At 38.3% G+C, this 12329-nt stretch carries 12 protein-coding genes; 1 reads left to right on the forward strand and 11 read right to left on the reverse strand.

The features are described from left to right. Nucleotides 1-35 precede the first annotated feature (35 nt). The 8 genes from HMPREF0873_RS03485 to thiT form a co-directional block, all read right to left on the reverse strand. A complete protein-coding gene (locus HMPREF0873_RS03485) occupies nt 36-1304 on the reverse strand; it encodes an SLC13 family permease (RefSeq protein WP_008714354.1) in 1269 nt (422 codons plus the stop codon). 102 nt (nt 1305-1406) lie between these two features. Beyond that, nucleotides 1407-2018, reverse strand: a complete 612-nt coding sequence (gene ttdB / locus HMPREF0873_RS03490) for a L(+)-tartrate dehydratase subunit beta (RefSeq protein ID WP_008714356.1) — start codon at nt 2016-2018, stop codon at nt 1407-1409. Then, nucleotides 2018-2920, reverse strand: coding sequence for a L(+)-tartrate dehydratase subunit alpha (gene ttdA, locus HMPREF0873_RS03495; RefSeq protein WP_038125500.1), 903 nt, complete (start codon nt 2918-2920; stop codon nt 2018-2020). Before ttdA ends, ttdB begins: the two co-directional genes overlap by 1 nt. A 385-nt stretch (nt 2921-3305) precedes the next feature. Then, the gene (locus HMPREF0873_RS03500; protein WP_008714359.1) at nt 3306-4334 is read right to left on the reverse strand and encodes an AraC family transcriptional regulator; all 1029 of its coding nucleotides are present in this window, start codon (nt 4332-4334) and stop codon (nt 3306-3308) included. A gap of 114 nt (nt 4335-4448) precedes the next feature. Beyond that, a complete protein-coding gene (locus HMPREF0873_RS03505; RefSeq protein ID WP_008714361.1) occupies nt 4449-4784 on the reverse strand; it encodes a cupin domain-containing protein in 336 nt (111 codons plus the stop codon). Between the two features lie 347 nt (nt 4785-5131). Then, nucleotides 5132-6367: a molybdopterin molybdotransferase MoeA gene (locus tag HMPREF0873_RS03510; protein ID WP_008714363.1), complete on the reverse strand. Its 1236-nt coding sequence runs from the start codon at nt 6365-6367 to the stop codon at nt 5132-5134. After that, complete coding sequence (gene mobB / locus HMPREF0873_RS03515) at nt 6348-7472, reverse strand: molybdopterin-guanine dinucleotide biosynthesis protein B (protein ID WP_004696590.1); 1125 nt, start codon at nt 7470-7472, stop codon at nt 6348-6350. The genes HMPREF0873_RS03510 and mobB overlap by 20 nt, the downstream gene beginning before the upstream one ends. After that, entirely contained in the window at nt 7465-7995 is a 531-nt protein-coding gene (thiT, locus tag HMPREF0873_RS03520) for an energy-coupled thiamine transporter ThiT (protein ID WP_004696592.1), read from the reverse strand. The genes mobB and thiT overlap by 8 nt, the downstream gene beginning before the upstream one ends. Nucleotides 7996-8178: 183 nt before the next feature. Here thiT and HMPREF0873_RS03525 point away from each other — a divergent pair, with 183 nt between their 5' ends. Next, the gene (locus HMPREF0873_RS03525; RefSeq protein ID WP_004696596.1) at nt 8179-9165 is read left to right on the forward strand and encodes a GMP reductase; all 987 of its coding nucleotides are present in this window, start codon (nt 8179-8181) and stop codon (nt 9163-9165) included. Nucleotides 9166-9302: 137 nt separating this feature from the next. On the opposite strand, the gene HMPREF0873_RS03530 is transcribed toward HMPREF0873_RS03525, so the two are convergent. The 3 genes from HMPREF0873_RS03530 to HMPREF0873_RS03540 all read right to left on the reverse strand — a co-directional run bounded on the left by HMPREF0873_RS03530 (nt 9303) and on the right by HMPREF0873_RS03540 (nt 12198). Then, on the reverse strand, nt 9303-10496 hold the full coding sequence (locus tag HMPREF0873_RS03530) for an MFS transporter (protein ID WP_004696599.1): 1194 nt from the start codon (nt 10494-10496) through the stop codon (nt 9303-9305). Between the two features lie 167 nt (nt 10497-10663). Beyond that, nucleotides 10664-11842 carry a M20 family metallopeptidase gene (locus HMPREF0873_RS03535; protein WP_004696601.1) on the reverse strand — a complete coding sequence of 393 codons (1179 nt, stop codon included), beginning with the start codon at nt 11840-11842 and terminating at the stop codon, nt 10664-10666. 173 nt (nt 11843-12015) lie between these two features. Further along, nucleotides 12016-12198: a hypothetical protein gene (locus HMPREF0873_RS03540; protein ID WP_008714368.1), complete on the reverse strand. Its 183-nt coding sequence runs from the start codon at nt 12196-12198 to the stop codon at nt 12016-12018. Nucleotides 12199-12329 lie beyond the last annotated feature (131 nt).

A 12329-nucleotide genomic window follows, 5' to 3' on the forward strand; every position in this document is an offset into this window, starting at 1 on the left:
TCAGGGCTTTCAATATATACCAAATACTTATCTTATTAGAATGGGAATAGGATTGGAAGTAAAATAAGTGCTACGATACTAGATACAACGATAAGTGGTACCCCAGCTTTCACATAATCCATGAAGCTATAACCAGCTATATTGTATACCATAGTATTAGCAGGCATGCCAATTGGTGTAGCATATGCCAAAGAGCTAGCAATTACGATAGCTGCAAGTACTGCTTTAGGATCAAATCCAAGCTGAGATGCTAAGCTAAGACCGATTGGAACTAATAATGCACAAGTAGCTGTATTAGACATAAAGTTTGTCATAAACACACCAAGCACAAAAATTACTACTAACACAACGATTGGAGATGGGCTTGCTCCAAGACTATTAACGATAATGTCAGCAATTACACTACCAGTACCAGTTTTTACCATTGCATCACCGAGAGCCATAGAACCAGCAAATAGCATAATTGTTTTCATGTCGATAGATTTAACAGCTGCCGTTTCGCTAATAACATTAGTAGCTACTAAAACAAGCGCACCTATCCAAGCACTTACATAAAGTTTTACACCTAATTGTTTTTCAAAAATCATAGCAACGACTGTCAAAATCAATACAATCGCAGCAGTCCATTTCTTCCAAGATGGCACATGACTATAATCATCATTACCTTCAAAAGCACCATCTGGTTGATGACTTGGAGCGTCTGGTAAGAAACGTTTACCAATTGTAGCATAGAATATAGTACCTACGATAAGGATTGGTAAACCTACTAAACCATAATCAAAGAAATTAAAAGAACCTAAGCCTGCTTGTTGTAATCCTGCTTGAGCAATCATGTTACCAGGAGCACCGATAAGTGAGATATTACCACCCATGGCTGCCGCAAATACGAGAGGCATCAATAACTTAGTTTGTTTAAAACCACTCTTTTTACAAATACCGATAATTACAGGAATCAGTACAGCAGCTGTACCAGTATTAGATAAGAAACCAGATAAAATACCTGTAATCATCATAACAGCAACAAGCAAAGAGGTTTCAGTTTTAGCAAACTTATGAACTACATTACCTACACCTACTGCGACACCTGTTGCAAAAAAAGCTTCACCAATAACAAACATGCCCATAAATAGTAAGACGTTTGGATCCACAAAACCTGCGAATGCTTCTCTAGCGGATAATACCCCACTTAAGTGTAGGCCTACCGCTACAACCATAGCGGTAATAGACAAAGGGATTTTCTCCCACGCAAACATGACGATGGCAAATATCAAGAAGCCAAGAGTTATCATTACACTCGTATCCATATATACCTCCCAATACGTGTAATATACCTAAAAAAGGGTACAAAAAAGGAGGATTGTACAAAATCCGTATAATCCCCCTATTAAGTTAAGCTCACAATGAGATTATTTAATGAAGTTTACGTGTTTATAAATCTCTTCTAACACTTCTTCTTTCTTCGCATTGTATTCTACTTTTTTATTTTCAAAGTAGTTATTACCTTCTGCATCAATAGATACGATGAGCGGACCAAATTCTTTAACCTTAAAAGTCCACAAAGTCTCACACATACCTAGTTCACGCCAATTAGCAGATTCTACTTTTTCGACTTCTGTAGCTGCAAGAACCGCATTGCCTGCAGGGAATACACAGTGTAGTGCGCCAAAATCTTTGCAGGCACGTGCTGTTTCAGGACCCATACCGCCTTTACCTACAATGAGACGTACCCCCGTCTTTTTAACAAATTCATATTCGAATTTTTCCATACGCATAGATGTAGTAGGACCTACAGATACAACTTCAAATTCATTATCGCTTATAGTGCGAATAATTGGTCCTGCATGAAGTATAGCCCCATCTTTAACATCAACCGGTAACGTTTTACCTTCTTCTACCACACGACGATGCCCCATATCACGACAGGTTGTAATATGCCCAGTCAAATAAATCACATCGCCTGGCTTAATGCCTGCTAAATCAGATTGTTGAATAGGTGTAGTTAATATTTTCTTAGCCATTATAATGTCACTCCTTTATGAGATTTTACTGTGCAATTACCATCCTTATCAAATACGAGATCGCCGCGACGATGATTCCAACAACCTACACTAACAGCACAAGAAATAACAGATGGATGACGTGTACCATGTTCAATATTCACACCTAAAACAGTTTTATCCCCACCCATACCTTGAGGTCCAATACCAATCTTATTAATTCCATCTTCTAACAATTGTTCCATATAAGCCGCTTTTTCATTAGGTGCTTTTGAAGATACAGGGCGCATTAATGCTTTTTTAGATAATCCAGCAGCGGTATCAATAGTTGTAGCAATCCCTACACCTACCAATAGTGGAGGACACGCATTCAATCCATAGCTTGTCATCAAATCAAGAACAAACTTAGCAACACCTTCATAGCCTTCGCCTGGCATCAATGTTTTACCTGACCCTGGCAAGGAACACCCGCCACCAGCCATATAAGGTAAGATTTCTACATCATCGCGACCAGGAATGATATCCCAGTGAATATAAGGTGCAGTGAGGCCAATATTTTTACCAGTATTAAACTCATCAAAAGTTTCTACACAGTTCAATCGTAATGGAGCCTCTTGTGTAGCCTTATAAGTTGCTTCCCTTAGAATATCTTCTAATTCGCCTAGTAAGGGATAATTAGATCCAACCTTTACCCAAAATTGTAAGACACCTGTATCTTGACAAGAAGGACGATTAAGCTGAGCTGCTAAATCCATATTATGTTGCATTGTTTCATAAATAGATTTGGCCATAGGATTTTTTTCATCCTGTGCTAATTCATGAATCTTTTCTTGTACATCATCAGGCAATACCTTTGCCATATAAGAAATGAAATTAGCTATCTTATCAGTCATTTCTTGTACTTGTTGTTCCTTCGTACTCATCGTAAACCTCCAAATGGACTTCATTATTTAAGACGTGATTATTTATGTTTCGAAACCTTAGCTCCTTTCGATGATTTCATTGTACTCTTTTTTTAGGATATAACTATCCAATTTACAAGTTCATTTTCAATGGTAAAAGTCTGTTAAACACATACAAAATTTCCTTAATTATTCTCTTTTAACCCATTAAAAAAATACAATTTCACCTATATGATTGTACAAAAAAAAGAGCACTACCATCGGATCGTAGTGCTCTTTCACCATATATTTTAATAGGATTAACAAATATACAAAATCACCTAAACCTAATGATTGTATATCCGCTCAAATTTAATCTCAAAAATATGCAACTATAATCAGTTACAATGGTATATAACAATACCAGTTAATCTTGTAATTTTTTTACAACCATCTCAAGTTGTTCTCTAACGTCATTTAACTTTTGATTAGCCACTTCTAATCTAATCTTATTAGTAGAATCATCTTGATATGGTAAACAAGATTGTAGTATCTCTATAATATCCTGTTCTTGTGTTGATATAATTTCCTTCCAATCATGTAATTTTGTTTTACGTCCTATTTCGTTTGCTTGCTTACGATATTCAGATGGCGTGGTATGGAAATGTTTTTTAAAAGCTACATTAAAAGCTTTAATATCCGCAAAACCACAGCTACTTGCAATATGTGCAACTGCATCATTAGAATTAACTAAACGAACTGTAGCCTCCCTCAATCTTAATCGTAATACATATTCAAGGAAGGAGACACCTAATTGGCGTTTAAAAAATTGTGATGTATAGTTCACATTATAACCGCCTATTTTAGCAATATCTTCTAACTCTATCTTCTGCTTATAGTTTTCATCAATATAGGCAATCATTTTATCAAAGGTGGCTACTGTTATATCGACAGGCTTTGTATGTACATGAATAGATTTAACCTTATTAATTTCTTTATATATATCGCTAACTAAAGATAAATAATGATACTCCACATCTAATCGATTAGTAGGACTTTCACCATTCACCATCAATAACATCATCATAGCCGCATGATGACGCAATGTGGTAAAGAAAGAGTTGTACCGATTACTTTCATCAGAACGTAATACAAATTGATACATTCCAAAGTTAGGATCAAACTGCTGAAAGAAATCCTTTCCGACATGAATAACAAGAGCTGTCGTATCTTCTTCCAACGCCAACGTAGCATGACCTACTTGAGGTGAAATGATAATTGTATCAAGCGGTTCCATTGTAAAAACCTCACTATTACAACTCATGTCGATTCTGCCCTTTAACAAGATCAAGACTTCAACGCCACTGTGCCAGTTGTAATGATATGTACTAACCTTGTATATATCACTATTGAAATCTATATAATTGTGTTTATAGGTATAATGAAAGTAATCCATCTAGCATTCTCCCTGATACAACTGATTGTGAAGCACATCTTAACAATTCCATTTTTCAAAGCATATAAAAATGCATCCCATTCTAATCTAAGGGATGCATTTATTATGATATATTTATTTAACTACAGTTAACAGCATCTTGAAGCTTTCTCGTGCATCCAAACTATGAGGCACTTCAGACGGCATGATCAAGGTTTCACCAGCTTTCACAGTATGTTCCACATCACCAACAACGATGTGCGCCTCACCATCGAGGATTTGCACAATCGCATCACCTACAGTTACATGTGTAGAGATTTCTTCACCCTTTGGCAGCGCAAATAATGTAATGCTAAGTCGCTCATTTTGGGCAATCGTAATACTAATCACTTGCCCCTCTTTATACTCCAGGTGTTCGCCTAGATGTAAAATTTCGTTTACTGGGATATTTTTTGTGAAAGTCTTACTCATAGAAATCACTCCTTAATAGCTATATAATAGTAAAAGTAAATAAAAAGTAGATTAAAACAATTTTATCAAAACCAATTGATATAACTAAAAAATATCCTTCCCTTAATTTTATTATAATTTAATTGAGATTAAATTTCAGTATCTTTGGTGACAAAATTTAAAATATTTTTGGATAAACGAAATGTTTTGAATAAACGCAAAGACGAGGACTCCTAAGAGACCTCGTCTTTTTATATTATGATTAACTATAAATATTATAGTTATTTAACTAGATATATTTGTATCTATAACTCTAAAACGCTAAAAAATCTAAAGCCTTAGAGTAAGAATCTAAAAATCAATACGGTCTAAACTGCAGGCAGCAAGCCTAATAGATACACATTAAATGTATCACCAGGATGTACTTCATGAATCCCTCGTGGAATACATGCCAACGCATTCACAGTATATAGGCCTAACATACTACTACTATTAAAGTGACGATTAGCCACAAAACGTGGCGCTCCACCCCCAAATATAACTTTCCCTTGTACATAACGATCAAAGGCATTACGTTTGAAGATTTCTGTATCCATTACACAAGCCACCACTGGAGTCGTCCAATTAGTCAACCCTTTGTAACGTCTCAAGGTAGGCGCTACGATTAAATGCCATCCATTAAAGGCAGCCCCTGGATTACCGGACAAGCCAAAGATAATCTGACCTTTCGGGGTAACCGCACCATAGGCTGCTGCACCCGGTCGCATTTGAATACGGGCATAGATAGATTCTGCCCCCAATTTTTCATAAATAAGAGGCATCGTATCAAAAAGACCTACCGATACACCACCAGAACTAATTATAACATCTGCTTCTTCACTAAGTTTTAAAACATGATTGATTTCAGAATCTAGCTCCTCCGGAGCATCACTTACATGATAATGTGTTATCTTGTGAAAACCTAAGTCCTCTAAGAGTCCACAAATCATAGCTCGATTGGAGTTGTAAATTTTACCAGGCGTTAAGCTTTCACCAGGTTCAATAACCTCATGACCAGAGGTAAGAACTAATACACGAGGCATGGCATTAACAGAGATCTCAATAATGCCAAGTCCCGTCAAAATGGTTTGTACTGTAGATGTTACCTCTGTACCACGTGGGATTACAATGGTGCCGGCAACACACTCCTCACCTTGTGGAATAATATGATCACCACAATGATATTTGCCTTGAATCGTAATTGTAGTTTGTGGTTCACCAGTGCCAACCACTTGTTCTTGCATGATGACAGTATCACATGTGTCTGGTACCGGTGCACCAGTCATAATACGCACCGCATGACCAACGTCTACGGGATGTTCCCATACAACACCAGCACCAATAATACCGTCAACGATATATTCATTACGACCTTCTTCGTAGGCGATGGCATAACCATCCATAGCAGATTTTGGGAATGCAGGTACGTCTGTCGGTGCAATAATGTCCTCTGCTAACACGTACCCCTTCGCAGCCTTAACATCTATTGTTTCAACTTTATGAACTTGCGTTTGTAAGGCTTCATCCCATAATTGGAGAGCCTTCTCAACAGTAACGACGGCCATTTAAACTCCTCATCATTTCCTGTATGTGGCGTACCAATTCAGGTACGTCTTGATCCAATTTGCCAATTTCTATCGTCGCCACTCGGTCCATCGGATCCGAGATTAGCTCTTCCGTATATCCCTCTTGAGTAACCTCTATAATTGGGGCAATCCCTTGGGATCTCGTTTCTAGTATAACTATATCTACAGGCATAAACTGTGATATTTCATACAAGTTGGATTGTTCTTTCGTACGTATGCGAATCGCTGTTTCAGTAGGCCCTGCAATTGCAACCGCATCAGCTCCAGCTTTATAGACAAGGTCTGTATCTGTTCCTTCATGATCCATCTGAAAGCCATGCTTATCGCTTTTTACTACACCAACCGATAAACCGATATTTTGTAACTCACACACAAGACGCATTACAACAGTTGTCTTACCTGTTTTACGTTTTGATGCGACCACACTAATTAAAGGTACACGGCGAAATTCATTTTCCGCCAAAGCTCGCGCCCATTGATAATCTTCAAAGCGATTAATATTACTTAATTCCCAGCTATAGTCAGTCGCATCAATGGACTCAATATGCCCAATGACGTCAAGAGCATGATGCAAGGATACATTTTCGCCAACAAGAATAGATTGAATTAAGGACGCAATATATGGCCTATAAATACCCGCCATCGGCTCAGATTTTCCACTTTCACTATATGGGACAATGGCATTCCAATCATTATGCTCTACTTGATAGAGCCAATCATAATACAAATCCATTTCCATGAATGGCATATCTACTGCCATTACCGCATAAGCAGAACTAGTACCAACCGCTAGAGTACTATACAGCCCTCCTAAAGGTCCGCATCGCCCAACAGAATCCCGAACAATAGAAACCTTATTTTTCTCATCGTTCGACAATGTATCTATAATATGAGTCTGGATAGCAAGTCCTAATTGCTCGTCATCACCGATGGAGATAAGAATATCTTGAACATCTGCATCTAATCCCTTACGAAGTGCATGAGATATAAGACTTTCACCATTAATCCAAGGCAACAAAGCTTTAGGTCGCCCCATTCTAGTACTGAGTCCTCCAGCCAAAATAATTAAACCTAATTTATCCACGACGTTGTAAACCTCGTTTGACACCTTGGTAGACGAATAGTAAAACTGCAATATTTAAAAGGCCATCTGGCACCATATAGGATGCATTATAAATCATAGAATAAACCCAAGGATTCTGCCCTTGTGGAGCATAGCTAGCAAAGACTACAGCACCACTCGTAACAGATGCTCCCCAACGCAATACAATACCTACGATGGATCCAGTGATAAGTCCAGAAAGAGAATCTTTAAAATAACCACAAACGCCAATAGCACCGTAAGCAACCAGGTAGTCTAATATAATACTTAAATAATGAACAGATGATTTAAAGCCTAAAATAAAGTGTAATATACCATATACAACACCTGCGAAAATACCTCGTGTTCCGCCCCAACGATATGCGTAAATCATGAGTGGTACCAAAGCTGCCGCCTTAATAGAGCCCCCCTGTGGCATATGAAAAATCGTAATAAATGACAACACTTGAGCAATGGCAATTGCTACGCCAGCTTCAGCAAGCATACGGGTTTTAGACTGTTCCACATTAATCAACCTCCTTTTACCATATATCTATAAATGAATATATTATTTATACAATCTACTTGTATTGTACTACAGTTTATCCCTTATACCAAACAAAATATTCGGAACGTATTGAAAATTTTATGAGTCTCTTGTATAATGGTACAGGTTCAATATGTAATACTCGAAGGAGATATAGAAACTATGATTAATACAACTAACATCTTTGATTATGAAGACGTGCAATTGATTCCTAACAAATGTATTGTCTCCAGTCGTAGCGAATGTGATACACATGTAAAATTAGGTAAACGCACATTCCGCTTGCCAGTAGTACCTGCTAATATGCAAACTATTATCGACGAAGAGTTGGCTGAAAAATTAGCTCGTGAAGGGTATTTCTATATCATGCATCGTTTCCAACCAGAACGTCGTATGGACTTTGTAAAACGCATGCACGACCTTAACCTATATTCTTCTATTTCTATCGGCGTAAAAGCTGAAGAATTTGCTTTAGTTGATGAATTTAAGAAAGCAAACTTAACCCCAGAATATATCACTATTGATATTGCACATGGTCATTCCAATGCGGTCATCGAAATGATTCAATACATAAAAAAGAACTTACCTGAAACCTTCATTATCGCTGGTAATGTAGGCACTCCAGAAGCAGTTCGTGAACTAGAAAATGCTGGTGCTGATGCGACTAAAGTAGGCATCGGTCCTGGTAAAGTATGTATCACAAAATTGAAAACCGGCTTTGGTACTGGTGGCTGGCAATTAGCGGCTGTTCGCTGGTGCGCAAAAGCAGCTACTAAACCTATCATCGCTGACGGCGGTATTCGTGACCATGGCGACATCGCAAAATCCATTCGCTTTGGTGCTACTATGGTTATGATTGGCTCCCTCTTTGCAGGTCACGAGGAATCCCCAGGGGAAGAAAAGATTGTTGACGGCAAAGCTGTAAAAGAATACTTTGGTTCCGCTTCTGAGTTCCAAAAAGGGGAACGCAAAAATGTAGAAGGTAAAAAAATCTTCATCGATTCCAAAGGTTCTATCTTCGATACATTAACTGAAATGGAACAAGATTTACAATCCGCTATTTCTTACGCTGGCGGTACGACTCTACAAGCCATCCGCAAAGTAGACTATGTGCTTGTTAAAAACTCCATCTTCAATGGCGATCGCTAATCTAATCAATATATAATGATAGTTCTAAAAGCCACAGGTTCTAGACCTGTGGCTTTTTAATGCGAGAAATACATAAAATATAAAAATATGAAAAAGGAGCTACGATACGAAAATCGTAGCTCCTTAATTATAGGCTATTAAATTTGTTCTTCACTAAGACCACAGTCTTTACTCATTAAATGGTATGCGTATTTACCAATACCTGCACTTACAACAAGCAATGTAGTCAATACGATAAATGCTACTGTAAGACTTGTACCGTGCGCAATGAAACCAATTAAGGCAGGTCCCATCAAAATACCCATATAACCGAGCATTGTGGATGTTGCGACCGCTTGTGTCATAGGAATGACATTTTGTTCCCCCATTGCAGAGAATAGGTTTGGTACTATCATAGCTAATGAAATACCCAATAATAAGTAAGTATACATGGATGCATGACCTGGCAAGAACACGATAAGCCCCATCGCAATAGAGCCAAGTAAGTAGCCACCAACAACAACTTGCTTTGATGTTAAGTGTTTACCTAATCTATTACCAAGCAAACGGCCTATACACATAGTACCATTAAAGAGCATTACACCCATGACAGCCTCTTCGATAAGAATCCCTTTATCTTCAAATAAATATAATGCACTCCAATCCCCTACAGCACCTTCTACCAAGTAAGAAACAAAGGACAATAAACCAAAAATAAGAGCGATTGGATGGAAGGACAATGGACTTTTAGATTTTTTAGTAATCTTTGCATTTGGGTCACTACCAAAGGTCAACATAAATTGGCTAACTATGACCATCGCAATAAATAATACGATGAGTAGCCCCCAAATACTTTCATTAACAGGCAGCGATAAGATTTTTAAAAGCACGAGCAAAACACCGGCACCAGTAAAACCACCTAAGCTCCAGCCACCGTGATAGGCGCCCATTAAATGTTTTTTGCTCACCTTTTCTGTTAGGATAGCTTGTAAATTAGCAGAAGCACCACTAAGGCCTACACCAATACCAAAAAAGAACAGGGCTACTGTTGTTGTAGCAATAGTAGGACACATAGTAACGATGGCAAGAGATACCATACCAATAAAGCTAGCTAACAAAACGACTCTCTTACACCCAAAGCTTTCTACAAGCTTACCTGCTATAGCCATGGATAAACAAGAACCTACACCGAGCAACAAAATCATGGAACCTAATACATCTTCACCAATACTAAGTTTTGCTTTTAAATATGGCACAAAACCAGCCCATAAAGCTGTGTACATACCGGGGATAAAAAATGCCCCAAAAGCACCACGAATATTTGCTGTTGAAATAGAAACTTGATCGTTCATTACATCCTTTCTGGCTTCTAGAACCGTCCGGCGAAGAAAGGTCCTTTTTATCCGCAAAGCTCTAAAATATGCACTATTACAGGAAACCATTTTAATTACATATGACTAATATTGGAATATAATAAACCCCTTTACGAAAAAAGTAAAGGGGTTTATCAGATTAAAATTTATTTATTTTCTTTTAACCACTGAATGGCATATTCCGCATACACCGCAGATGCGGCAGATAATACAGTATCATCCATATTAAATCTATTATTATGATGATCGTATGTAGCTTCTACATCAGGGTTTTGAATACCAATAAAGGCAAAGCATCCCGGTTTATCTTGTAAATACCAGGCAAAATCTTCTCCAGGCATGACTTTACGCATCTTAGAAAGCTTGTCTTTACCCAATGTATCAATAACGACACGTTCTGCCAGTTCACTGGATTCAGGATCATTAATAGTAGGGGGCACTTTTTTTACATATTCTAATGTAGCAGTCGCTCCATAGGCCTCTGCAGTGTGTTCTACAATGCGGCGAATAGTATCGACAATATATTGTTCTTGGTTTGGATCAAAGAAACGAACTGTACCGCCTAGGGAAGCTTCCCCAGGGATGACATTCCATTCTGAGCCAGAATGAATATTGCCAATCGTAACAACGACGGAATCAAGGGCACTTACATTGCGAGAAACCACGGTTTGTAAATTCATAACGATGGCACTAGCCACCACGATAGCATCAATCGCTTGATGAGGCTGTGCACCATGACCTTGTTTGCCTTTTACATTAATAGTAATCTGGCTACTCGCAGCCATACGAGGACCCTCTTCTACAGACATGAGTCCCGCTGACAAATCGATCCACACATGCCCTCCAAAGATAGCATCTACCTTATCATACCAATCGCCAAATTTAATGAAATCCGGAGCCCCTGCTCCAGTTTCTTCCGCAGGTTGGAATGCTAAATACACATCGCCTTCAATACGGTCTTTCATAGACATTAGCATCTTAGCCGCACCTAATAAAATAGCCATATGTCCATCATGACCGCAAGCGTGCATTTTGCCTTCTACTTCTGATTTATAGTCCACTGCATTATGTTCATGAACAGGCAGTGCATCGATATCGGCACGCAACGCGATAGCCTTTCCATGTTTAGCACCATGGATAATGCCGATTAAGCCGATACCACGTTCTGTGTCTACATGAACCTCTACGCCCATTGATTCTAGTTCTTTAGCGAGTGTCTTTGTCGTCTCAAACTCTTCATTGCTGAGCTCTGGATGTTTATGAAAATATCTACGCCAATTTTGAACGTAGCCTTTATATTGCTCTATTAAATCGCGACTATGCATCGTATCGCCTCCTCTAATATCAATATGCATCGCTAATATATAACGATTAAACAGTCTCCGAATTTATAAATACAAAACCTACATGCACCAAGAAAAACCCCTTATTTAGGGGAATAACATGGTAAAAGTAAAAGAAAACGACAGGCAGCGCGCCATGTCGTTTTCTCAGTTTCTTATCGGTTGCGCAATACTGCTTGTACCGCTAAGGATACAACAGCTGTTGCAACTGTCACAGCAGCGGTGATTTTCGCCGTTGTGATAAGTTCTTCTTTTGTAGGTTTTGCTTTTGCCGCAATGTCCAACGTTTTTGCTACCGCCGGAACCAATACTTCATTACGTAAGGATTCTGTATTCATATTTACTCCTCCAATATAGACTGTTTCTTCTAGGGTAACACGAATACGGACTAAAGTCTATATAATCATCGGTTTATTTCCATAGTTCAATGTTACATAACTATAGTAAACGATATTTATGAAAGCTAGAC

This window comes from Veillonella sp. 3_1_44, from assembly GCF_000163715.1.
Classification (GTDB): Bacteria; Bacillota; Negativicutes; order Veillonellales; family Veillonellaceae; genus Veillonella; species Veillonella parvula_A.

Bases quoted from the DNA above. Each gene is read 5' to 3' on its own strand.
- HMPREF0873_RS03485 (WP_008714354.1), bottom strand. From the start codon at position 1,304: ATGGATACGAGTGTAATGATAACTCTTGGCTTCTTGATATTTGCCATC.
- ttdB (WP_008714356.1), bottom strand. From the start codon at position 2,018: ATGGCTAAGAAAATATTAACTACACCTATTCAACAATCTGATTTAGCA.
- ttdA (WP_038125500.1), bottom strand. From the start codon at position 2,920: ATGAGTACGAAGGAACAACAAGTACAAGAAATGACTGATAAGATAGCT.
- HMPREF0873_RS03500 (WP_008714359.1), bottom strand. From the start codon at position 4,334: ATGGATTACTTTCATTATACCTATAAACACAATTATATAGATTTCAAT.
- HMPREF0873_RS03505 (WP_008714361.1), bottom strand. From the start codon at position 4,784: ATGAGTAAGACTTTCACAAAAAATATCCCAGTAAACGAAATTTTACAT.
- HMPREF0873_RS03510 (WP_008714363.1), bottom strand. From the start codon at position 6,367: ATGGCCGTCGTTACTGTTGAGAAGGCTCTCCAATTATGGGATGAAGCC.
- HMPREF0873_RS03525 (WP_004696596.1), top strand. From the start codon at position 8,179: ATGATTAATACAACTAACATCTTTGATTATGAAGACGTGCAATTGATT.
- HMPREF0873_RS03530 (WP_004696599.1), bottom strand. From the start codon at position 10,496: ATGAACGATCAAGTTTCTATTTCAACAGCAAATATTCGTGGTGCTTTT.
- HMPREF0873_RS03535 (WP_004696601.1), bottom strand. From the start codon at position 11,842: ATGCATAGTCGCGATTTAATAGAGCAATATAAAGGCTACGTTCAAAAT.
- HMPREF0873_RS03540 (WP_008714368.1), bottom strand. From the start codon at position 12,198: ATGAATACAGAATCCTTACGTAATGAAGTATTGGTTCCGGCGGTAGCA.